The 22,471-nt window shown below is 72.6% G+C and carries 22 protein-coding genes and 1 pseudogene; 12 read left to right on the top strand and 11 right to left on the bottom strand.

Features of this window, described 5'->3' with window-relative positions:
* Positions 1–27: 27 nt before the first annotated feature.
* Positions 28–945: a DUF6891 domain-containing protein gene (locus PV364_RS01935; protein WP_319657781.1), complete on the top strand. Its 918-nt coding sequence runs from the start codon at positions 28–30 to the stop codon at positions 943–945.
* 240 nt (positions 946–1,185) lie between these two features.
* Here PV364_RS01935 and PV364_RS01940 read toward each other — a convergent pair whose 3' ends face one another.
* Positions 1,186–1,413, bottom strand: coding sequence for a hypothetical protein (locus tag PV364_RS01940; RefSeq protein WP_319657782.1), 228 nt, complete (start codon positions 1,411–1,413; stop codon positions 1,186–1,188).
* Positions 1,414–1,796: 383 nt separating this feature from the next.
* Complete coding sequence (locus tag PV364_RS01945) at positions 1,797–2,243, bottom strand: nitroreductase family deazaflavin-dependent oxidoreductase (RefSeq protein WP_319657783.1); 447 nt, start codon at positions 2,241–2,243, stop codon at positions 1,797–1,799.
* Positions 2,244–2,489: 246 nt separating this feature from the next.
* Between PV364_RS01945 and PV364_RS01950 the strand changes: the two genes are divergently transcribed.
* A complete protein-coding gene (locus PV364_RS01950; protein WP_319657784.1) occupies positions 2,490–3,350 on the top strand; it encodes an LLM class F420-dependent oxidoreductase in 861 nt (286 codons plus the stop codon).
* A gap of 26 nt (positions 3,351–3,376) precedes the next feature.
* Here PV364_RS01950 and PV364_RS01955 read toward each other — a convergent pair whose 3' ends face one another.
* Entirely contained in the window at positions 3,377–4,399 is a 1,023-nt protein-coding gene (locus tag PV364_RS01955) for a hemolysin family protein (protein ID WP_319657785.1), read from the bottom strand.
* Positions 4,396–5,697: a hemolysin family protein gene (locus PV364_RS01960; RefSeq protein WP_319657786.1), complete on the bottom strand. Its 1,302-nt coding sequence runs from the start codon at positions 5,695–5,697 to the stop codon at positions 4,396–4,398. Before PV364_RS01960 ends, PV364_RS01955 begins: the two co-directional genes overlap by 4 nt.
* A 288-nt stretch (positions 5,698–5,985) precedes the next feature.
* On the opposite strand from PV364_RS01960, the pseudogene PV364_RS01965 reads away from it, so the two are divergent.
* A pseudogene (locus PV364_RS01965) lies at positions 5,986–7,037 on the top strand (sporulation protein).
* Positions 7,038–7,133: 96 nt separating this feature from the next.
* On the opposite strand, the gene PV364_RS01970 reads toward PV364_RS01965, so the two are convergent.
* A complete protein-coding gene (locus PV364_RS01970; RefSeq protein WP_319657787.1) occupies positions 7,134–7,397 on the bottom strand; it encodes a GlsB/YeaQ/YmgE family stress response membrane protein in 264 nt (87 codons plus the stop codon).
* Positions 7,398–7,637: 240 nt separating this feature from the next.
* Between PV364_RS01970 and PV364_RS01975 the strand changes: the two genes are divergently transcribed.
* Positions 7,638–8,615, top strand: a complete 978-nt coding sequence (locus PV364_RS01975) for an amidohydrolase family protein (protein ID WP_319657788.1) — start codon at positions 7,638–7,640, stop codon at positions 8,613–8,615.
* 135 nt (positions 8,616–8,750) lie between these two features.
* Here PV364_RS01975 and PV364_RS01980 read toward each other — a convergent pair whose 3' ends face one another.
* On the bottom strand, positions 8,751–9,410 hold the full coding sequence (locus tag PV364_RS01980; protein WP_319657789.1) for a hemerythrin domain-containing protein: 660 nt from the start codon (positions 9,408–9,410) through the stop codon (positions 8,751–8,753).
* Positions 9,411–10,321: 911 nt separating this feature from the next.
* Between PV364_RS01980 and PV364_RS01985 the strand changes: the two genes are divergently transcribed.
* The 5 genes from PV364_RS01985 to PV364_RS02005 all read left to right on the top strand — a co-directional run bounded on the left by PV364_RS01985 (position 10,322) and on the right by PV364_RS02005 (position 14,117).
* Positions 10,322–10,786, top strand: a complete 465-nt coding sequence (locus PV364_RS01985) for a hypothetical protein (protein ID WP_319657790.1) — start codon at positions 10,322–10,324, stop codon at positions 10,784–10,786.
* Between the two features lie 174 nt (positions 10,787–10,960).
* Positions 10,961–11,698: a VOC family protein gene (locus tag PV364_RS01990; RefSeq protein WP_319657791.1), complete on the top strand. Its 738-nt coding sequence runs from the start codon at positions 10,961–10,963 to the stop codon at positions 11,696–11,698.
* A 12-nt stretch (positions 11,699–11,710) separates the two neighbouring features.
* Complete coding sequence (locus tag PV364_RS01995) at positions 11,711–12,460, top strand: SDR family NAD(P)-dependent oxidoreductase (protein WP_319657792.1); 750 nt, start codon at positions 11,711–11,713, stop codon at positions 12,458–12,460.
* A gap of 83 nt (positions 12,461–12,543) precedes the next feature.
* Positions 12,544–13,158, top strand: coding sequence for a TetR family transcriptional regulator (locus tag PV364_RS02000; RefSeq protein WP_319657793.1), 615 nt, complete (start codon positions 12,544–12,546; stop codon positions 13,156–13,158).
* A 158-nt stretch (positions 13,159–13,316) separates the two neighbouring features.
* Entirely contained in the window at positions 13,317–14,117 is an 801-nt protein-coding gene (locus tag PV364_RS02005; RefSeq protein ID WP_319657794.1) for an SDR family NAD(P)-dependent oxidoreductase, read from the top strand.
* A 91-nt stretch (positions 14,118–14,208) separates the two neighbouring features.
* Here PV364_RS02005 and PV364_RS02010 read toward each other — a convergent pair whose 3' ends face one another.
* Both PV364_RS02010 and PV364_RS02015 read right to left on the bottom strand, forming a co-directional pair.
* The gene (locus PV364_RS02010) at positions 14,209–15,051 is read right to left on the bottom strand and encodes a prephenate dehydratase (RefSeq protein WP_319657795.1); all 843 of its coding nucleotides are present in this window, start codon (positions 15,049–15,051) and stop codon (positions 14,209–14,211) included.
* A gap of 189 nt (positions 15,052–15,240) precedes the next feature.
* Positions 15,241–15,942 carry an SDR family NAD(P)-dependent oxidoreductase gene (locus PV364_RS02015; RefSeq protein ID WP_319657796.1) on the bottom strand — a complete coding sequence of 234 codons (702 nt, stop codon included), beginning with the start codon at positions 15,940–15,942 and terminating at the stop codon, positions 15,241–15,243.
* A 240-nt stretch (positions 15,943–16,182) separates the two neighbouring features.
* Between PV364_RS02015 and PV364_RS02020 the strand changes: the two genes are divergently transcribed.
* A complete protein-coding gene (locus PV364_RS02020; protein ID WP_319657797.1) occupies positions 16,183–17,103 on the top strand; it encodes a helix-turn-helix transcriptional regulator in 921 nt (306 codons plus the stop codon).
* 23 nt (positions 17,104–17,126) lie between these two features.
* On the opposite strand, the gene PV364_RS02025 is transcribed toward PV364_RS02020, so the two are convergent.
* A complete protein-coding gene (locus tag PV364_RS02025; RefSeq protein ID WP_319657798.1) occupies positions 17,127–17,690 on the bottom strand; it encodes a TetR/AcrR family transcriptional regulator in 564 nt (187 codons plus the stop codon).
* A 318-nt stretch (positions 17,691–18,008) separates the two neighbouring features.
* Here PV364_RS02025 and PV364_RS02030 point away from each other — a divergent pair, with 318 nt between their 5' ends.
* On the top strand, positions 18,009–18,410 hold the full coding sequence (locus PV364_RS02030; RefSeq protein WP_319657799.1) for a VOC family protein: 402 nt from the start codon (positions 18,009–18,011) through the stop codon (positions 18,408–18,410).
* A gap of 75 nt (positions 18,411–18,485) precedes the next feature.
* Here PV364_RS02030 and PV364_RS02035 read toward each other — a convergent pair whose 3' ends face one another.
* Positions 18,486–19,376: an alpha/beta hydrolase gene (locus PV364_RS02035; protein ID WP_319657800.1), complete on the bottom strand. Its 891-nt coding sequence runs from the start codon at positions 19,374–19,376 to the stop codon at positions 18,486–18,488.
* A 94-nt stretch (positions 19,377–19,470) separates the two neighbouring features.
* A complete protein-coding gene (locus PV364_RS02040) occupies positions 19,471–20,430 on the bottom strand; it encodes a sigma-70 family RNA polymerase sigma factor (protein ID WP_319657801.1) in 960 nt (319 codons plus the stop codon).
* Positions 20,431–21,899: 1,469 nt separating this feature from the next.
* Between PV364_RS02040 and msrA the strand changes: the two genes are divergently transcribed.
* Positions 21,900–22,415, top strand: a complete 516-nt coding sequence (gene msrA / locus PV364_RS02050) for a peptide-methionine (S)-S-oxide reductase MsrA (RefSeq protein ID WP_319657802.1) — start codon at positions 21,900–21,902, stop codon at positions 22,413–22,415.
* Positions 22,416–22,471: the final 56 nt, after the last annotated feature.

The raw sequence follows: 22,471 nt of genomic DNA on the forward strand, positions 1-22,471 counted from the left end.
ACGTGCGGTCCGTGCCAGGGTTGGCGCATGCTTCCCATCACCGTGTTGCGGGAGAACGGCAGCCGGCACGTCCGGGTCTCCGCGCGCGAACTCGCGGACCTGATCGGCGGGATCGGGGCCGAGGGCGATCTGTTCCTGATCGTCCAGCGCATACCCGACCTCCCCGACGTCTTCATCCAGGTGTGGCACCGCTTCGGGGAGGGCTGTGTGCTGGAGCACCGCGACGGCGGACCCGGCCGCCACTTCCAGGTGCTCCTGGACACGCCGGACGCCGCGGTGGCCGCGATGACCGGATGGGCCCGCCAGGAGCAGGACTGGGACAAGGAGTTCGCCTGGAGACGGCTGAAACTCCGGGCACCCAGGCGCGTACGCCCGCCGAAGCTCGACGAGGACGAACGCGCGCAGTTGGAGGCACGCGTACGCGAGGCACTGGTCGGTGGGTACGCGACGCGGGCGGAGCTGGCGGAACTCGCGGAGGAGTGCCTCGTCTCCGGGAGGCGGCGGCCGGTCTCCCCCGAACAGGCCCGGCAACTGGCCGACCGGATGTGGCTGGAACGCGTCGGGGAACAGGCCGACTGGGAGGGTGAGACCGATCCGGAGCGGCTGACGCGGGCGTTCACGGCGCTGGAGGCGGCAGGTGTCACGGCGCGGGAGAACTTCACCTGCTGCCGCTCGTGCGGGGACTCCGAGATCCGGGCGGCAGCCGCGCCGGGCGCCCGCGGATTCGTGTACTTCCACTCCCAGTGCACGGACTCGGCGGTGGCCGGACGCGGACTGCCGCTCCTCTGCGGGGGTTTCGACGGCTCGACGGAACAGGCGGCTGCAATCGGACGCGAGGTCGTGGCGGCGCTCGAGGCGGCCGGGCTGCGCTCGCAGTGGGACGGCGACCCGGCCCGGACCGTCACGGTGACACCGCTGGACTGGCGTAAGCGGCTGGTGGGCTGAGGGGTAGGGGGTGCGGGGTCCCGCGCGTTCCCCTGCCACAACCTGCCGGCCGCCGGCGAGGCCTCCCGGCGCCCCGGCTCGGTGTACCGCCGGACCTGCGCGAGCCGAGAGCCGGCGAATCCCGCCGGAGCCGGATCCTCCCGGGTGCGCCGGCCGTTCCGTGGACCGTTCCGTGGGCCGGCCCGGCACGGCCGCGCCGGCGACCGGGCGGGGTCGCGGCGCGGCCGTGCACGTGGCCGGTCAGATCGTGGCGACGGGCCCGGAAGGGGACGCGTAGCGGGCGCCGGCCGGCGGCCGGGCGTCGGACGGCTGGGGTGCCGGTGCGGGCTGCTCCCCTACGGGCTGGCAGTGCGGGCACAGTTCGTGGCGGCCGAGGTCGGTGATGATGGTCCCCCATCCGCGACAGTGCGTGCAGTCGCGGGCCAGAGCGGGATCGGCGTGGGGAGCGGGGCTGGCCCCGTCGGTCATACGGCGCTTCCTCCGATGCGTCTCTTGTGTCGCCTTTGCATCATTTGTACGTGATCCGCACCACTCCCGCCAAATACGTGTTCGACGATGACGTGTCGATCGGCATCCGGTCGGCCGCGAGCGCAGCGCGGCGGCGCGGGAAGTCTGCCACGAACGACCGTCATTTGTCCGGGGTGTGGACGACGTCGCATCGGCGGACCGCGCGGCGGGGGGGGTCCCCGCGGAGGGGGAAGAGCCTGCGGGAACGGCCCCGGGTCCTGCCGGCGCCCCGCGCGGTCCCGGCCGGCGGGGCGACAGCCGGCCGGTGCGGCGGCGCGCACAACACGATGGCCGCCCGCGGCGAGCGCGGGCGGCCACGACCGGTACGCGCCGGGGCGCGCGCCTCAGTGAGGCTTCGTCGCCGGTTCCAGGACGAAGACCGGGATCTCACGGTCGGTCTTGGTCTGGTAGTCCGCGTAGTCGGGCCACGCCGCGATCGCGCGCTCCCACCACTCCGCCTTCTCCTGGCCCGTGACCTCTCGCGCCGTCATGTCCTGGCGCACCGGTCCGTCCTGGAGCTCGACCCGGGGGTCGGCCACCAGGTTGTGGTACCAGACGGGGTGCTTCGGGGCGCCGCCCTGGGACGCGACCACGGCATAGCTTCCGTCGTGCTCCACGCGCATCAACGGGGTCTTGCGGATCTTGCCGGACTTCGCGCCGAGCGTCGTCAGGACGATCACGGGCCTGCCGCGGAGCGTCGTCCCCTCGGCACCGCCGGATCGCTCGTACAGCTCGACCTGATCGCGGACCCACTGCTCCGGGCTCGGCTGGTACTCACCCACCAAAGGCACGCCGTCCTCCATTTCTCCGTGTGTCACCGTAACCCCGCCAACACCATCAGCCACCTCGCGCATTCCCGGTCGGACCGGCCGCCACACGCCGGGCGTACCGCCGGTCAGCCGGACGGCGGCAGGACGGTCGGGACGGGCACGGCAGGCATCCCGGGGACATCCGGGTGCCGGGCGGAGCGGCGGAGCCCGCACCGGGCACCTGGGCGGCACCATCGGGGCAGACCCCGGACACAAGGAGAGAACCCCATGGAACTCGGGCTGCACATCGCCGACTTCACGTGGACGGGCGGCGCCCCCGCCCTCGGCCCCGCCCTCGCCCGGTACGCCAGGGACGCGGAGGCGGCCGGCGTCACCCGCATCACCGTGATGGACCACTTCTGGCAGCTCGGCGGCGACCTCGGCCCCTACGAGCACGAGATGCTGGAGGCCTACACCACCCTGGGCTTCCTGGCCGCCCACACCGAGCGGGTGCTGTTGCACACCCTGGTCACCGGCGTCGTCTACCACGAGCCCGCCGTCCTGGCGAAGAAGGTCACCACCCTCGACGTCCTCTCCGGCGGCCGGGCCGGCCTCGGCGTGGGCGCGGCCTGGAACGCGGACGAGTCCAAGGGCCTCGGCATCCGGTTCCCCGAGGTCAAGGAACGCTTCGAGCGACTGGAGGAGACCCTGCAGATCTGCCTGCAGATGTGGTCCGGCGACGAGGCACCGTACGCCGGTGCGCATCACACGCTCGACCGCACCCTCAACTCCCCGCAGAGCCTGTCCCGGCCGCACCCGTACCTGATGATCGGCGGTTCCGGCGAGAAGAAGACGCTGCGTCTGGTCGCCCGGTACGCCGACGCCTGCAACATCTTCGCCGGGCCCGAGGCCGCCCGGAAGCTGGAGGTCCTCAAGGAGCACTGTGCCGCGGTCGGCCGCGACTACGCGGACGTCGAGAAGACCACCACCCTCGCGGTCGGCCCGGACACCACCCCCGACGACCTCACCGCGCGGGCCCGGGCCATGGCGGAACTCGGCTTCGGTGCGGCGTACGTCTACAGCCACCAGATCCGTGAGCCCGCCCGTGTCGTCGACCTGCTGGCCGCCGTGGTCCCGCGGATCGCGTAGCCGGCGGTGCGGCGCCCCGCCCCGGCTCAGGCAGCCGGGGCCGCGGGCCCGACGAGTTCCTCCAGGACGTCCTCCATGGTCACGTAGCCGAGGAGCGTGCCGTCCTCGTCCGCCACGGCGGCGAGGTGGGAGCCGGCCGCGCGCAGGGCGGTCAGGGTGTCGTCCAGCGGCGTGGCGCACCGCAGCCGGATGACCGGCCGGATCGCCGCGCGGGGGAAGGGGCGGTCGCGGTCGGTGACGCCGAGGGTGTCCTTGATGTGCAGGAAGCCCAGGACGTCCCCGTCGGACCCGGTGACCGGCAGCCGGGAGTAGCCGGAGGCGGCCGCCAGCCGTTCCAGTCCGTCCGGGGTGACCTGGGCGTCGACGGTGACCATGCGGTCGGCGGGCACGAGGATGTCGCCGACCGGCCGGGTGCCGAGTTCCAGTGCGTCCCGCAGCCGTTCGGTGCCGGAGGCGTCGAGCAGTCCCGCGGCGTTGGAGTCCTGCACCAGACGGGCGAGTTCCTCGTCGGTGAAGGCGGCGGTGACCTCGTTCCGGGGCTCGACGCGCAGCAGCCGCAGCAGCGTGTTGGCGAAGGCGTTGATCCCGAAGATCACCGGCCGCAGGGCGCGGGTCAGGCCGACCAGCGGCGGACCGAGGAGCAGCGCGGTCCGCTCGGGGGCGGCCAGCGCCACGTTCTTCGGGACCATCTCGCCGAAGAGCATGTGCAGGTACGTGGCCGCGGCGAGGGCGATCACGAACGCGATCGGGTGGACGAGCCCGTGCGGCACGTGCGCGGCCTCGAAGCCGGGCTCCAGCAGGTGGGCGATGGCGGGCTCCGCGACCGCGCCCAGCACCAGCGAGGAGACGGTGATGCCCAGCTGGGCCGTGGCCAGGAGCGCGGACAGGTGCTCCAGGCCCCACACGACGGTGCGGGCCCGCTTGTCACCGGCCTCGGCGCGCGGCTCGACCTGACTGCGCCGCACCGAGATCAGGGCGAACTCACCGCCCACGAAGAAGGCGTTGGTCAGCAGGGTCAGGGCGCCGATGGCGAGTTGCAGTACGGTCATCGCGCGTCCTCCGAGATGCGGGCGACACGGACCCGCTCGGCCACGTGGTGGTCGACGCTCAGCACGCTGATGCGCCAGCCGTCGACCTCCGTCTGGTCGCCACGGGCGGGTATGCGGCCGAGCGAGGTGGCCATCAGTCCGGCCACGGTCTCGTACGGGCCCTCGGCGACGGCCAGCCCGATCTCGGCGAGCTGGTCGATGCGGACGTTGCCGTCGGCCTCCCACGCGCCGTCGCCGGACGGTGCCAGGTCGGGGCTCTCCTGCGGGTCGTGCTCGTCGCGGACGTCGCCGACCACCTCCTCCACGACGTCCTCCACGGTGACGACGCCGGCGGTGCCGCCGTACTCGTCGATGACCACAGCCATGGTGCGGCGGCTGCGCATGCGTTCCAGGAGCCGGTCGACGGGCAGGCTGTCCGGCACCAGCAGCGGCGCGGTGGCCAGCGCGGTGACGGGTGTGCGGCCGCGCGCGGCGGCCGGGAGGGCGAGGACGTCGCGGATGTGCACGGTGCCGACGACCTCGTCGATGCTGTCCCGGTAGACCGGGAAGCGGGACAGGCCGGTGGCCAGGGTGAGGTTCGCGGCGTCGGCGGCGGTGGCGCGGGACTCCAGGGCCCGTACGTCCACGCGCGGGGTCATGACGTTCTCCGCGGTCAGCTCGCTCAGGTGCAGGGTGCGCACGAACAGCTCCGCGGAGTCCGGCTCCAGCAGGCCCGCGGCCGCCGAGTGGCGGGCCAGCGCCATCAGCTCGTCCGGGGTGCGGGCGGAGGCCAGTTCCTCGGCGGGTTCGAGGCCGAAGCGGCGCACGAGACGGTTCGCCGCCTCGTTCAGGTGCCGGATGAACGGTCCGAAGACGGCGGTGAAGCCGCGCTGCGGTCCGGCCACGGTCCTGGCCACGGCCAGCGGGCGGGAGATCGCCCAGTTCTTCGGCACGAGCTCGCCGATCACCATCAGGACGACCGTGGACACCCCCACGCCGAGCACGGTCGCCAGCGAGGACGCGGCGCCCTCCGGCAGCCCGGTGGCCCGCAGCGGGCCGGTCAGCAGCACCGCGAGGGACGGTTCGGCGAGCATGCCGATGACCAGTGACGTGACGGTGATGCCCAGCTGCGCGCCGGACAGCTGCAAGGTCAGCCGGCGTACCGCCTTCAGAGCGCCGCCGGCACCGCGTTCGCCGGCCGCAGCGGCCCGCTCCAGCTCGCCGCGCTCGACCGTGGTCAGGGAGAACTCCGCCGCGACGAACACCGCGCAGGCCAGGGTCAGCAGCAGCGCCAGCAGCAGGAGGAGGACTTCGGTCACCGTGTCACCCCCGCTCCCCCGGCTCGGCGGTTCTCAGGGGGAATGACACGGTCGGTACTGGGAGGGTGGTCCATCGCGGGAACCGCGGCTCCTTCTCGGGCTCGGAACGGTGATGTTTCCCCCAGGGTAAAGGACGCGCAAAGGTGCCCGGTAGGGGCAGCCTCCGGCGGCCGGCCGGGCGCGGGTCACCCGTTCGCGCCGCCCGGGAACTCCCGGCCCCGGCGGCGCAGTTCAGCATGCGGCCCGCACGGGGCCGACGGAACCACATACGAAGGAGTGAACGCCGCGATGGCGTTCGAACGGCTGCTCGGGGCGCTCGGCGTGGGCGGGCCCTCGGTCGACAAGGTCCTCACCGGGGGCCCGGTCCTGCCCGGCGGCACGCTGTACGGACAGAACCACCTGGCAGGCGGCGACACGGACGCGGACATCCACGCCGTCGTCCTGGAACTGGTCGCCCGGGTGGAGGCGGAGGGCGGCCACGGGTACGGGGACGAAGACGGGGAGCACGAGGGCGTCGTCGTCTTCGACCGGACCGTGGTCGGCGGTGGTTTCCGCCTGCCGGCCGGCGCGCGGCACACCCTGCCGTTCTCCGTGCCCGTGCCGCGGGAGACGCCCGTCACCGAGTTGCACGGGCGCAGCCCCTCGGTATCACCCTCGGCGTCCGCACGGAGCTGGAGGTGGCGGGCGCCCGTGACAAGGGCGACCTCGACGCGCTGAGCGTCGCGCCGCTGCCCGCGCAGGAGGCGATCCTGGAGGCCCTCGGGCAGCTCGGCTTCGGCTTCACCGCCGCCGACCTGGAACTGGGCCACCTCCACGGCACCGGCCGGCGGCTGCCGTTCCACCAGGAGATCGAACTCGTGGCCCCGGCGCGGTACGCGCACGCCGTCAGTGAGATCGAACTGACCTTCCTCGCCCACCCGGCCGGCGTCGAGATCGTTCTGGAGGCCGACAAGCACGGCGGCCTCTTCTCCGAGGGCCGCGACCGGGTCGACCGCTTCGCCGTCGGCCACGCCGCTGTGCTCCGCACGGACTGGACCGCGGAGGTCGACTCCTGGATCCAGCGGCTCGTCGACCGGCACGGCGGACCCGGCTCCCCCGCGGCGTACGGTCACGACCACGGTCACGGTCACCATCACGACGACGACCACCACGGATCCGGCATGGGCGTCGGCACGGCCGTCGCCGCGGGCGCCGCCGGCCTGGCGGCCGGAGCGGTCGGCGGCTACCTGGTCTCCGAGGCGGTCGACGAGTTCGTCGACGCCGAGGACAACGACGCCGACGCCGACGGCAACGAGGGGTACGACGAGAACGACGAGGACGACGAGGACGATGAGTCCTGAAGCGACGCCGATGCCCGCCGAGCACGAGCCGGCGTGAGCAGCACCGGGGCCCGGGCCGTGCGGCCCAGGCCCCGGTGCGCTGTGCGGGTACGAAGGTCAGCGATGCGCCTTCGCACGGTCCAGGGCGGCGACACCCACCGCGGCCAGGGCGATCTGGATGAGCCATTCGACCCAGTCGACGCCGTTGGTGTCCGCCACGCCCACACCCGCCGCGATGGCCGAGCCGATCAGCGCCGCCACGATGCCGATCAGAATGGTCCAGATCACGCCGATGTGCTGACGCCCCGGGACCAGCAGACGTCCCAGAATGCCGATGATCACGCCGATGATGATGGCACTGATGATGCCTGAGATCTCCATGGCCGCCTCCCTGTGAACAAGCTCGTCGCCCGTCATGTGCCCCCTATCGCCCCCCGCATGCCGACCACTTGCCGAGGACCGGCCCACGGCTCGCCCGGGGACGGGCCTTGGGCCTTCCGGGCGGAGCGCCGGGCGACACGCACGACGTCCCGCCCCGCCGCCGGAGGTGGTGCTGTGATCGTTCCGATCGGTCCGAACCGACCGGTCGCAGCGATCAGCCGGACCGCATCGAGGAGCGCCATGGCCGCCGCCGCACAGGACTTCGCCGGGCTCGGCGGGGCGATCGACGTCCACGCCCACTACATCACCCCGTCCTACCGCGAGGCGCTGACGGCCGCCGGGCACACGCGCCCCGACGGCATGCCGGCGATCCCCGAGTGGAGTCCGGAGAGCGCCCTCGCGCTGATGGACGAGACCGGTGTGGCGACGGCGATGCTGTCCGTCTCCTCCCCCGGTGTCTCGCTGGGGGACGCGGCCGCCGCCGCGACGCTGGCCCGTGCCGTCAACGAGGAGGGCGCGGCCGTCGTCAGGGAACATCCCCGGCGGTTCGGGCTGCTGGCATCACTGCCGCTGCCCGACGTCCCGGCCGCGCTCGCGGAACTCGGCCACGCCCTGGACGTGCTCGGCGCGGACGGGGTGATCCTGCTGACCAACTACGACGGGGTGTATCTCGGCGACAGCCGCTTCGCACCGCTGATGGCGGAGCTGCACCGCCGCGAAACCGTGGTGCTGCTGCACCCGACGTCCCCGGTGTGCGGGGAGCGGACGGCCCTTGGATTCCCGCACCCGATGGTCGAGTTCCTCTTCGACTCGACGCGCGCGGTCGCCGAACTCGCGCTGCGTCACGTGCTGGAGCGCTGTCCCGGCATCCGGTTCGTCGTGCCGCACGCGGGGGCGGCGCTTCCCGTGATGGCGGACCGGATCGCGGTGTTCGCGCAGATGTCCGGGACCGGCGTCGACGTCCTGGCGGCGCTGCGCGCACTGCACTACGACGTGGCGGGCGCCGCACTTCCGCGCGCGCTGCCCGCGCTGCTCTCCCTCGTCGACCCCGACCGGCTGGTGTACGGCAGCGACTACCCGTTCACCCCCGCGCCCGTCGTCAAGGACCTGGCTGCCGCGTTGGCCGCCACGGGAGTACTCGACGCGGCCGGGAAGCATCTGGTGACCTCGGGCAACGCGCGCAGTCTGTTCCCCCGTCTGACCCGGCTGACCGGATAGCCGCCCGACAGCGCCTCGGGAACGACGCCGGGGCGGCGGGTCTCCCCGCCGGCACGCCCCGGCCCACGACCGCGCCCCGCCCCCGGGCGCGGCGATCGGGTTGCCGGGGTGCCGGTGCCCCCGACGGGCCGCGGGTCAGCGCACGACCCGCGGCGGGGTGGCGGTGCCGTGGACCCGCTTGGCGTGCCGGGCGTACAACCGCGGCGCGAGGAGCGGCATGACCATCCGGGCGGGCCGCGGGGCCTCGGTGAGGACCGCCTTGATCACCTCGGGGTCCCCCTCGTACATGGCCATGCCGAAGGCGAGCGGGAGTGCCTTCTTCGGCACCGCACCCATGCCGTGCTCACCGAGCTGCCGCCACTCGGTCGCGGTGACGTACTTCTCGGCCAGAGGAAGGATCCGCTCCTCCTCCATCGCCATGTGCTCCAGCAACGTGACCAGCAGCCGGTCGAACGCGTCGGCGAGCTCGTGCCCGCCGCGCGCGGTGGACCTCCACTCCGGCAGCAGGCGCATCGCCGCGCCGTGGGCGGCCTCGATGGCGTGGTGCTGCTCCTCCATCACCGGCACGATGGCCTCGGCCTCCTCACCGCCACGCTCGTGGAGCAGCGGCCAGAGGATCACGTCCTCGCCCTCGTGGTGGAAGTGCAGGATGTCGCAGACGAGTTGGACATGGGCGCCCACGACCTCCGAGCGCTTGGTGTCGTACGGCTCGACGTCCCGAACGAGTTTCGGGAGCAGGCCGAATTCACGACGGAGCATGGTGTGCGCCATGTACATGTCTCGCACATCGGCCATGGCTTCGCGGGTGGCGGGATTCACTGGCTCCTCGTTCGGATTGCTGTCACAACGTGTGCTGGCTGGCGGCAGCCCCTCTGTACCCCGACACGGTTCGGAGCGGATCGCGATCACCTTTCAGTCTCGGCCGCCGTGGGCCTCCCGCGGCCGGAACTCGTTTCCACCAGCCACTCCGACAGTGTCAATAGTTGAAGGATATATCAAACATTGCGTCCTTCGGTGGGTGATGACGCCGCGGTGGGCGCGGCGCCGTACCCGGCCGACTCCCACAGACGGAACACGGGCCGGGCAGTACCCCGGTGTTCCCGGGACTCCCGTTCCCCGGACCGGGCGTCTTCCGGAGGCGTCACCCGGACCGCCACGGGGGAACGCCCCGCGCCAAGACCCCCGACAGGCTCGGCACGGGGCGCTCCCGTATTCCCGGCGTGGGTCTCCCCACAGATCCACGCCGGGAGTCTTCTGCGCGACCCGTCCACAGCGCGGGTCGCTCGCATCACGGCCACAACGGCGGTGTGACGCCGCCGGCCTGCCCGACCGGCGCGAGTGACACCGTAGCAAACCAAAATGTCTTGCAAAGATTGTCATGGCGAGGACGCCCCGACAAAACGCGCATTCTCGGCTGATTCACCGGGCGTCGCCGCACGCGGTATGCGCCCAGAAATACATCGTGTCACAATGAATGGTGTGAACGATGCCGGACTCTGCGGGGCGGCCCCGAACGACCCTTCCGCCCCGTTCCGCCGACCGGAGTCGCAGCAGAACTGTGACCGTGTCACCACGTGCCGTACTAATCTGTGGAGCAGGCGGACCGACGTGTCCCCGCGCCTCGCGCGCGCTTCTCACGGAAGCGACGACGGGGACGTTCGGTTCGCCACACCAGGACGGAGCCGGAGCCGAGGATGAGAGGGCGCATGGCTTTCATCACGCACACCGCTCGTGACATCGAGGCCACCGCTCGGGCGCTCCAGGACGAACTCCAGCGCCTCGAGGCACAACAGCACGGGCTGGAGCGGGAACTGGCAGCAGTCCTCGCGCACCTCGGCTCCGTGCGCAGGGCCCTCGGTGCTCTTCAGAAGCTGATGCCCACCGAGTCCCGCGACCTCGACGACGTCACCGGTGGTTCCGTCCCGGTGCCCGTGACGCATCCGGCCGAGTCCGCGGCCACGCAGGGCACCTACGGCCGGCTGACCGAGCAGATCCTGGAGTACCTGGCCACCACCGGCGGCACCGAGGTCCGCGCCCGCGACGTCGCCGCCGCTCTGGGCCGCGACGCGAACGCGGGCAGCATCAACGCGGTGCGCAGCACGCTCGACCGGCTCGTCGGCGCCTCCCGGGTGCGGCGCACGGGGCGCGGCCTCTACCGAGCGGCCTCCTGACCGGCCCCTTTTCACGGTGCCCTACGGCGACGCTTCGGCTGTTGGCTGTGGCTTTTGTCATGTGCACCTCATATATGACGTCAGGCGACGTGTTTGTCATTGTCTGACACTCGTGTCTATAGTCGACGCCATAGTCCGGGACAGTCCCCGGACGGACCGGAAAGGAGCTCAGACATGGCCACCACCCCCGCCCCCGGCACACCCTGCTGGGCCGAACTCGGGTCGCCCGACCCCCGGGTCGCGGCGACCTTCTACCGCGCCCTCTTCGGCTGGGAGTTCGCGCAGGGCGATCCGCACACGAGCCACCGCACGGCCCTGCTCCACGGGCGGCCGGTGGCCGGGCTCCGGCCCGTGAGCGAACCGGCGATGACGGGCTGGACGACGTTCATCGGCGTGACCGACACCGCCAGGAGCGCCGCCGCCGCCGCTGCCGCCGGCGGCAGCGTCCTGTCCTCGTCCGACGGGGACGTGCATGTCACCGACCCCGGCGGTGCGCGGTTCGCCCTCCGCGGGACCGGGGCACGGCCCGCCGCCCCGGCAGGGACCCGCGAGCCCGGGACCTTCGCGTGGAGCGAGCTCATCACTGACGACGTCCACGCTTCGGCCGCGTTCTACCGCGAGCTGTTCGCGTGGGAGGTGGGCGCCCCCGAAGCGCCGCTGGGCCGTCGCGCCGTGCACCTCGCCGACACGCGGGTCGCCCTGCTGCTGCCCCGTCCGCCGGCGATGTCCCCGGAGATTCCGCCGTACTGGGACGCCTACTTCACCGTCGAGGACCCGGCGGAGGCCGCCGTACGCGCCTCGGACGCGGGCGGCACCGTGCTCATGGCGCCCACCGACATGGGCGCGGGCCGCATCGCCGTGCTGCTCGACCCGCTGGGCGCGGTCTTCACCGTTCTCGCGCACCGGAAGTGAGGGAGACCGACCATGTCCGTCACAGGAAAGACCGGCATTGTCACCGGTGCCGGAGCGGGGCTCGGCGAAGCGACGGCCAAACGCCTCGCCCGTGAGGGCGCGCAGCTCGTCGTGGCCGACGTGGACAGCGCGGGCGCCGAACGGGTGGCACGCGAGATCAAGGCCGCGGGCGGCGAGGCGACGCCCTTCGAGGCCGACGTCCGGGTGCTCCAGGACACCGCGCGGCTCGTGGAGTTCACCGTCGCCGCGTACGGCCGGCTCGACATCGCCTTCAACAACGCCGGGATCACACCCGGGCTGGTGGACGTCCACGAGACGGCGCCGGCCGACTGGGCGCGCGTCATCGACGTCAACCTCACCGGTGTCTTCCACAGCATGCGGGCGCAGTTGTCCCGCCTCCTCGCGCAGGGCGACGGTGGGGCGATCGTCAACATGGCGTCCACCGCGGGCCTCATGGCGCACGCCGGACGGGCCGCCTACGCGGCCTCCAAACACGGCGTCATCGGTCTGACGCGTTCCGCGGCCGTGGAGTACGCCCGGCGGGGCATCCGCGTCAACGCCGTCGCACCGGGCCCGATCGACGCCCCGTCCGCCCGCGCGCTGCCGCCCGAGGTCCGGGCGGCGATCGCGGCGAAGACGGCGATGAACCGCACGGGGGACGTGGAGGAGGTGGCCGCGGTCGTGAGCTTCCTGCTGTCCGACGACGCGTCCTTCGTCACCGGCTCCGTCTACGAGGTCAACGGCGGCCAGACGCAGCTCTGAACCCGTCCTGGTCCTGGCCCCGGCAGAGGATGACAGGAATGTCCACCTGCGGCTCCGTTGTCAGTGACGGATAGGCTGTCCCCATGAGCAGCCCAGACGCAGCCCGATCAGGCCTCCGGGAGATGACGCGGCAGACGGTGCGGTCGCAGATCGCCGACCGGGCGATGGCGTTGTTCATCGAGCACGGTTTCGACAGGACCACCATCGAGCAGATCGCGGCCGAGATCGGCATGTCCGGGCGGAGCGTCGCGCGCTATTTCGCCAGCAAGGAGGACATGGTCGTCGGGAACCTGACAGCCATCGGTCAGGGCATCGCCGACCGGCTGGCGGCCCGGCCCGTGGACGAGCCGCTCTGGGCGGCGCTGCGGCACGCGCTGGACGGCCATGTCGAGGCCCTCGACCGCGATCCCGACGGCAGGCTCCTCGCCACGTCCCGGATGCTCGCCGCGACGCCGGCGCTGCGGGGGGCGCTGGCGAAGAAGCAACTGGAGTGGCAGGAACTGCTGGTCCCCCTCGTCGCGGCCCGACTCGACGGCGAGCGGCGGGAGTTGCGGGCCCGTGCCATCACCGCGGCAGTACTGGCCTGCCTCAACACGGCCGTCAACGCGTGGACGGAGAGCGGCGGCACCGAGCGCGTCGAGGTTCTGCTCGACGTGACCCTGGAGGCCGTCGCCTCCGCCGCCGCGCACGCGCACTGATCACGCAGGGCCCGCCCTCCTCTCACCTCTCCGCACCTCTCCTCATCCCTCCGCACACGTTCCTGCGCCGGAGCCGGAACAGGATCCGGCACATACGCCTTAGATTATAGTGAGTATCTAAGAGGCGTGGCACGCCTCCATGAACGAGAGGGATCGACATGTCCACAGCATCGGCCGGAACGGCACTCATCACCGGCGCGACGGCGGGCCTTGGCGCGGCCTACGCGGAGGAACTCGCCGCGCGCGGCCACGACATCGTGATGGTCGCCCGCGACCAGGCCCGGTTGGAGAAGGCCGCCGCGAGCCTGGCGGAGCGGTCGGGCCGCGCGGTCTCGGTCGTGCGCGCCGATCTGTCCACCGCCGAGGGCATCAGGGCCGTCGAGACCCGCCTGGCCTCCGACGCGGCGATCGACGTCCTGGTCAACAACGCCGGCAGCGCGTTGTTCGGGCCCCTGTCGGCGGCGGATCCGGATCAGCTGGAGTCGCTCATCACGCTCAACCTGACCTCCGTCACCCGGATCGCGGCGGCCGCCGCGAAGGCGTTCGCCGGGCGCGGCGCGGGCTCGATCGTCAACATCTCGTCCGCGTTCGCGCTGAACATCCCGCCGGTGGGCGCGGTGTACGGCGCGGCCAAGGCGTACGTGATCGCGTTCACCCAGGCGCTGGCCCAGGAGTTCGCCGACTCCCCGGTACGCGTCCAGGTCGTGGTCCCGGGCGCGCTGGAGACGACGATCTGGGACGGTTCCGGCATCGAGCTGCACCAGCTGCCCAAGGAGGCGGTCATGTCGCCGCGGGACGCGGCCCGGGCCGCCCTCGCCGGTCTTGACGCCGGTGAGCTGGTGACGATCCCCTCACTGCCGGAGTACGACACGTGGAAGGCCTACGACGAGGCCAGGCTCGCGCTCGCCCCGGTGCTCTCGCTGTCGCAGCCGGCGAAGCGCTACACCGGGCAGTCGTAGCCGTCGTAGCCCGTCGTCACGGTCGCCGTGCACCGCGGGCCTGGTACCCCCCTGCCGAGGGGGGCACCAGGCCCGCGGCCCGCGTGGTCGGTCAGGCGCCTTCCGCGGTGCGGTGGGGGTGCGCCGGGTACACGCCCATGAAGCGCACCTCGGAGGAGAAGAATCGCAGTTCCTCCAGGGCCAGGGCGACCCGCTTCTCGTCCGGGTGGCCCTCGATCTCGATGTAGAAGCGGCTGGCCGCGAGCCCGGCGCCGACCTGGTAGCTCTCGATCTTGGTGAGGTTCACGGCGTTGCTGGAGAAGCCGCCCAGCGCCTTGTACAGCGCGCTCGGGATGTTCCGCACGGAGAAGAAGAGGCTGGTCATCATCGGCTCGCCGGTGACCGCAGGGAGCTGTGCGTCGCGGGCCAGCACCACGAAGCGCGTGGTGTTGTCGTGGGTGTCCTCGACGCCGCTCGCCAGCACCTGCAGCCCGTAGAGGGCGGCGGCACCGGGCGGGGCCAGGGCCGCGTGCCGCGGGTCGCCGAGCTCGGCGACCTCGCGGGCGGCACCGGCGGTGTCGTCGCTCACCAGGGTCTGCCAGCCGCCCTCGCGGATGATCTTCCGGCACTGGCCCAGCGCGTGCACGTGGCTGCGGACGCACTTAACGTCCTCCAGCGACCCGCCGGGAACGCCCATCAGGTCGAAGCGGATGGGCAGGAAGTACTCGGCGATGATCGACAGGCCGGAGTCGGGGAGCAGGTGGTGCACATCGGCGACGCGGCCGGCGGCGGAGTTGTCCATGGGGATCACCGCGAGGTCCGCGGTACCCAGCGTCACCGCCTCCAGGGCCTGCTCGAAGGTCGTGCAGGGCAGGTCGCGGCTTCCGGGGTACAGGTCACGGGCCGCGGCGGCCGAGTTCGACCCCGGCTCTCCCTGGTAGGCGATGGTCACCATGTGCGTGTCGGTATCTCCGGCTCGGGGCTGGCCGCGACCGTCGGTCGGCGGTGCGTACGGGACCGGCGCGGGCAAGCGCGCCCGGACCCACTCCCCGCATGCTACTGGGATCATCCGCGAAACCGTGCGGGCCGACCGCCCGGGCGGGCCCGCGGCGGCACGCCGGCCGGGGCCCGCGAGGGCGGGTGTTCACCAGGGCAGCGGCCCGCTGCGGTCCGTGAACGTGCCGGTGGGGCCGTCCTGCCCGATCGTGGCGAGCATCACGATCGCCTCGGCCCCCTCCTGGGGGCTCTGGATGCCGTCGCCGCTCAGGCCGTGCAGGTCGGTCGCGCTGAAGCCGGGCTCGACGGCGTTGACCCGCATGGCGGGCAGGCCCCTGGCGTACTGGACGGTCAGCATGTTCACCGCGGCCTTGGCGGACGAGTAGACCGGCGTCACGAAGTGCGACTCGTGCCGGTCCGGGTCCTGGACCACGCCGAACGAGCCGAGCCCGCTGCTGACGTTCACCACGACGGGGCTGTTCGACGCCCGGAGCAGCGGCAGGAAGGCGTGCGTCACGCGCACCAGGCCGATGACATTCACATCGAGGACGGTGGTCATGTGGTCGGCCGTCGCCTGCTCGGCGTTCACCATGCCCTCGAAGACACCGGCGTTGTTGACCAGGACGTCCAGGCGGCCCTCCTGCCGGCGGAGCTCCTCCGCCGCCGCGGTGACGGAGGCGTCGTCGGTGACGTCGAGCTGCAGGAAGCGGGCACCGAGGTCGTCGGCGGCGGCCCGGCCGCGTGCGGTGTCACGGGAGCCGATCCAGACGGTGTGACCGCGCTCGACGAGCTGCCGGGCGGTCTCGCGGCCCAGCCCCTTGTTGCCGCCGGTGACGAGTGTGATGGTCATGTGGGTTCCTCGAAGGGTGTCGGTGTGGTGTCGGGTACGGGGTGGGCATCGGGAGCGGCCCTCGGCCGCGAACGGGTGCCCACGGCGTCGAGCCGGGCCGTCGCGTCGGCGTGCGGTCCCCCGCCGGTCCCGGCCCGTCGACCACTGTGCGCGGGTGCCGCCACGGACGGCAGTGTCCCCGTGTTCATGGGAGCGAGAGGGCCAGGCACGCGACGGCCCGGCGCGGTTACGGTCGACGGCATGGACGGTACGAACGCACTCGGCGAGTTCCTCCGCGCGCGCCGGGGTCTGGTGTCGCCGGAGGAGGCCGGCATCACCCCGGGCGGGCTGCGGCGTGTCCAGGGCCTGCGGCGGGAGGAGGTCGCCCTGCTCGCAGGCATCAGCGCGGACTACTACCTGCGGCTGGAGCAGGGACGCGACCGCAACCCCTCCGCACAGGTGCTCGCCTCGATCGCCCGGGTCCTGCGGCTGGACGACGACGCCACCGCCCATCTGCTCGCACTGGCACGGACGGGGGCGGCCGGGCGGGCGCGGGTACGGACCGCGGCCCGCAAGCCGCGACTGGAGCAGATGCCGCACAGCATCCGGCAGTTGATCGACGGCTGGCCCGCCAACCCGGCCTGGGTGCAGAACAGGTTCTTCGACGTCCTCGGGGCGAACGCGCTCGGCGCGGCCCTGTCACCGAACAACACCCGCGGCGTCAACCTGCTGCGGGCGGCCTTCCTCGATCCTGCCGAACGAGCCCGGCGCCGGGACTGGGAGGCGGTGACCCGCGAGGGTGTCGCGACGCTGCGCGCCCAGGCCGGGCCGGGAGCCGAGGACCCCCGGCTGAACGACCTCGTCGGCGAACTGTCCCTGCGCAGCGAGCGCTTCCGTCAACTGTGGGGACGCCACGACGTACGCCCGCAGAAAGGCCACGTCACGCGGCTGACCCACCCCCTGGTCGGCGACCTGGACCTGATGGCGGACAAACTGTCCGTCGGCGGCACCGACGGTTTCGTGCTGGTCGTCCTGCATGCCGAACCCGGCAGCCGCGACGAGGAACTCCTGCGCCTGCTGGGCAGTCTCGCCGTCTCCGGCAGCGGCGCACGGCCGGTGGGGCAACGTTCGGCGGAGCATCCGCCCGCCGGGCACGACCGCCCCGGCACCGACGAGTCCTGAGCGCGATACCCCCTCGGACCGTCCTACGGGTGCGTGGTCTCGCCGGCCGGCGTCGCGGCGTCGCGGACGGCCTCGAGGATCTCCTCCGAGAGGGGTGACCCCGCGGTGGCACGGGCGAGGAGCACACCACCCACGAGCGTGGCCAGGCCCGCCAGTCCGGCCTTTCCGGGGGCGACCCACCCGGCCATGTCACGGACCCCCGCCACGTAGGGAGCGCGCCACTCGGGTTGCCGTGCGACGTCGCCGCCGAAACCGGCCGCCGGGCATCCATCGCCCAGGGAATCGCGGTGCTCGGTGGAGAGGTACCGGTCGCGCAAAGCGGAGACCGCCGCGTCGTGGCCGCCGAACTCGGCGTCCAGTGCGGCCAGGTACTGCAGCATGTCCCCAAAGCCCTTGGCCTGGGCCTCGCCGACCAGGGCGTCCTTGGAGGCGAACTGCTTGTAGAAGCCGCCCTGGGTCAGACCGACCGCCTGCATGACGTCCACGACACTGACGTTGGCCACGCCCCGCTCACGGAAGAGCCGGGCGGCGGCCTCCACCACCCGCTCCCGGTTGGCCTGCGCCTCGGCCTGCGACACCCTGCTCATGTCCGGTCCACCTCTTCTCGCACGTCCGGTGAGATCCGTCGCGCGGGTGACCGGCGGCTCCGCCCGGTTGGGTAGCGGCCCCGGTGCGACTGCGACCACCCGTTCGATGATACGCGTCATCTATCGGTCCCGGGCGCAGGGCCTGCCGTCACATCCCCTCCCCCGGCGGCGGCTGGGCGAACCGCGGGGCCGGCCCTTCGGGCGGCCGGCGCCAGTGTGACCACAGGGACTAAGCTCGTGGCACGGCATCGCGTGCCGGTCACCGACCGGGTGAGGCATGGAGGTGCCCGTGAGACTGCCCACGGAGGCATTCCACACATGCCCGTCGAGTTGAACCACACCATCGTCCACGCCCGGGACAACCGGGAGTCCGCCGCTTTCCTCGCCCGCATCCTGGGGCTCGAAGTCGGCGCCGAGTGGGGGCCGTTCGTCCCGGTCGCCACGAGCAACGGGGTCACCCTGGACTTCGCCACGATCCCCGCGGAGTCGATCGTGATGCAGCACTACGCCTTCCTCGTCTCCGACGAGGAGTTCGACGCCGCCTTCGCCCGCATCGAGGAGGCCGGCGTCACGTACTACGCGGATCCGCACCTGAAGCAGCCGGGTGAGATCAACCACCACCACGGCGGCCGCGGCGTGTACTTCCTGGATCCCGCGGGGCACGGCATGGAGATCATCACCCGTCCCTACGGCAGTCACCAGCAGGCCGACGGCGCCTGACGGGGACGACGCGGACACCCGACGGGCGGCGGTCCGGACCCCGTGGTCCCGGACCGCCGCCCGTCGCGCTGTGGGTCAGTCCCCCGTGACGAAGGCGGCGACGGCGTTCGCGAACTCCGAGGGCTGCTCCAGGTGCCCGAAGTGGCCGCTGTCCTCCAGGACCAGCAGTTCGGCGCCCGGGATCAGCTTCTGCAGTTCCTCGGCCCACCGCACGCCGCAGATCACGTCATGGCGCCCGACGACGACCAGTGCCGGCACCGTCAGCGAGCCCAGCGTGCCGCGGTCGTCGATCAGGTCCGGGGACAGATCGGCGTCCAGACCGGAGATGTACCACCCCGTGACCGATTCCCGCAGCGGGGCGAACTCGCTCTCCCTGCCCCAGTAGTCGGCGAAGTACGCCGGCATGATCCCGCGGATCGCGGCCACCATGTCCTCGTCGCCCGCGAGGGAGGACACCGACTGGAACGCCTCCAGGACACCCGGCAGACCGGGGTGGTCCGCGTGCCGGGCGGCGAACTCCTCGACCTTGCCCATCGCCTCGGCGCCGTGCTCCGGGCCGGTGACCGGGGCGCTGTCGTAGAGGACGATCCCGGCGATCCGGTCGGGCCGGTGCAGGGCGTGGTACTGGACGACGAAGCCGCCGTGGGAGTGGCCCAGCAGGTGCACCGTGGGCACCCCGAGGTGGTCGACGACCCTGTCCAGGTGCCGGCTGTAGAGCTCGCGCGTGTAGCCGTGCGGGTGGGTGGGCAGCCGGCCCGAGCCCCCGGTGCCGACCGGTTCGACGTAGACCATCGTCAGGTGGCGCTCCAGCTCGGGCATCCGCAGGTACTCCCAGGCGATGCCGGGGCCGCCGGAGTGCGCCACGCACACCGGGCCGGCGCCGTGTACGTGGTAGCGCTGGTCGACACCGTTCACGGTGATCGTGTGCGTGCCGGTGGCCAGCGGGCCGGTGGCGGGTGCGTTCATCGCGGTTCCCATCGGAGAGGGGGAGGCTGACACCGACAGGACGCGGGCGGGGGCAAGGAGTTCGATCGGGGCGAGGTGACCTCGGTCACAGCGGTCACACGGTGTTGGGCTGCGGCACACGCGCCTGGTGGAAGAGACGCAGCCGCTCCACCCGGCCGGCGGCGAGGGTCATGATCCAGGCCACCGCGGGCGGGCAGTGGTCGGGGTTGTCCGGGGGATTGATCAGGTCCATCTCCCAGACGGTGAGCGCCTTGCCCGCGGCCACGTGGACGGGCCGCTGCCGGACACCGGCGGTCAGGTCGGACTCCATCCCGAGCAGCAGCAGGTCCGTGCCCCCCAGCCGGACGTCGCCCCGCATCAGCGCGACGCCGGGGCTCCACCGCTCGGCGAGCACCTTGCCGAAGTCGCCGCGCTCGGCGGCCGCCAGCGTGTCGTGGGCCTCCTGCCAGCTGGCCGACGTGCGCCGCGCGGCGTCGCTGTGGGCGCCGGCCGCGGTCGCGGCCAGCGCCTCGGCGAGTTTGGCCCGCCCCTGGCTGAGCCGGCTGCGGATCGTCCCCACGGGCACCGCGCAGGCCTGGGCGATCTCCTCGTACGAGGTGACCCGCGAGCTGAAGTGCCGCAGGACCAGCGGTACCCGCAGGGTCGGCGAGAGTTCCTCCATCGCCTCCCAGATCCAGTCGCGCAGCGCGTGGCGCTCCAGGACCTCCTCGGGACCGGGGCCGGCGGCGATGCGGGTGAGGTCGTCGAGGGGCACGGTGTGCGCGGACGTCCGCAGGAAGCTGCGGCAGGCGTTGCGCACGATCATGCGCAGCCACGGGCCGACGGCCGCCGGGTCGCGCACGTCACCGATGCGCCGCAGGGCGGTCAGCGCGGCGTTCTGGACGGCGTCGTCGGCGTCGGCCCCGGGGCCCAGGATGCTGAGCGCGACCGCGCGCATGCCGGGCTGGTGGGCCTCCAGCAGCAGCCCCAGGGCCACGACGTCACCGGCCTGCGCGGCACGGGTCAGGGCCACGTCGCCGCCGGGTTCCGCCACTGGGGAGGGGTCACGCCTCATGCCGCACCTTCCTGTCCCCCGGGGCGGAACGTCGCACGGCTTCCGCTCCGCGGGCACCTCACACATCAAGGAGCACCACGCCGGGAGCGCTTCGGGGAACCGGGGAGGGGGTGGGACGCGGAGCGTCGGCGGGTGCTGCACCGCGAGCCCCGACCGTAACACGCTGCGCCCCAGGCACGTTCGGGACCGCCGGCCTTCGGACGACACGTTCGTTGTCGTTCCCGGCATGACAGCGAACCCGGCCACTTCCGCGGCCTGCGGGCCCGGCCCGCGAAGCCGCGCCTGCCCGCGGGGGGTCGCGGCCGCGGCGGTCCGCGTGACGAAGGACGAGGGGCTGGGGAAGGCCACCATGCCGGGGCCCGCCCAGGAACCGGACGCCGGCGGGCACGTCGCGCTCCACGTCCACTTCGGCAGCGCCGACGCTCCACACGCGGCGATCCTGGACCGGCTACCCGGAACAGCGAGCCGCCCCCCGCGTTGCCTTGCGGGGTGGTGTCACGGGGCCCGGAGGCATCGACGGACCGCTGATGAGGGGCTTGAGCACCGGCTTCACCCGGGCCGGAGGAGCGCTCCGTAACGGAGATGTGGCAGTTCGGTGCCAGCTCGATCGAACCTTCTTCCTCTCCGCGTTCGCGGCCCTGGCCGACGCCGCATCGCGGACCTGGTGCGACAAGAAGACCGCCCAGGGCAAGCACCACACCCAGGCCCTGCACTGGCTCGCCAGACGCCGGGCCGACGTCCGCTTCGGCCAGGCTCAGCCGGCTGATCCTCAGCGGCCTCGCCGCACACGGGGCAGTCCCGCTCGTCGACCGAGTCCATCACGCCGGGTGACCGCAAAAGTCGCACGGCCGCATGCCCTCACCCGCCGACTCCCGAACAGGCACGTCATCAATCATCAAAGCCGCACTGCCACCCGATCACCTTGACCGAAGACGTAGGGCCCCGCGCGGGACCCCTGGCGGGGACGCAGGCAGGCCGCACACGTGCTCTCGCCGAGGGCGGCGTCCCGCTGCGGCAGGCGGTCCGGGAGGTGGACGTGCTGCCGCCGTACGCCATCTCATCGGCGCGGTGCACGCGACGCGGCGAGCGTCGCACAGCGCGGCACAGGAGCGCTTCGGACGGGGCGTCGTCGTCCTCCTCCCCGGTATCCTCCGCGCCCCCGCCCCCGGCACGCCGGCAGGAGCGGAAGCCCCCGGGCCCCACCCCGTGACACCGTCGGCGGTGGTCTCGTCGGACTCACCCTGGCCCCCGTCCTCCGCGTGCGCGGCCTCGCGGTCCGGGGACCGGGACCCCCGCCCTCGCCGGTGCGACCCGTGAGGGCGAATACTGGAGACGACCGACCGGCCGGGGACCCGTGACCTGCGGCCGGCGGCGGAAAGAGCGCGAACCGGCGCGACGGGAATCCCCGGCGGCCGCGCACCGTTGCCCACATAGCGGGAAACGGACACGACAAGAGGGAAGGACCGACCATGACCGCGCCGACGAACAACAAGGCCATCCTGGCGGGCGGCTGTTTCTGGGGTATGCAGGACCTGATCCGGAAGCTGCCCGGCGTGACCTCGACGCGGGTCGGGTACACCGGCGGCGACGTGCCCAACGCCACCTACCGCAACCACGGGACGCACGCGGAGGCCATCGAGATCACCTACGACCCCGCGGAGACCGACTACCGGGCCCTCCTGGAGTTCTTCTTCCAGATCCACGACCCGACGACGAAGAACCGCCAGGGCAACGACATCGGCCTGAGCTACCGGTCGGCGATCTACTACGCCGACGACGAGCAGAAGAGGGTCGCCGAGGACACCATCGCGGACGTCGAGGCATCCGGGCTGTGGCCGGGCAAGGTCGTCACCGAGGTCGAGCCCGTGGGCCCGTTCTGGGAGGCGGAGCCCGAGCACCAGGACTACCTGGAGCGCTACCCCGAGGGGTACACCTGCCACTTCCCGCGTCCCGGCTGGAAGCTGCCGGCCCGCGCCAAGGACTGACCCCGGCACGACGGCACGCGGTGCGGCCCCACCCCCTCGGGGGCGGGGCCGTACTC

Origin of the sequence: Streptomyces sp. MI02-7b (assembly GCF_033793585.1) — a bacterium.
Taxonomy (GTDB): Bacteria; Actinomycetota; Actinomycetes; order Streptomycetales; family Streptomycetaceae; genus Actinacidiphila.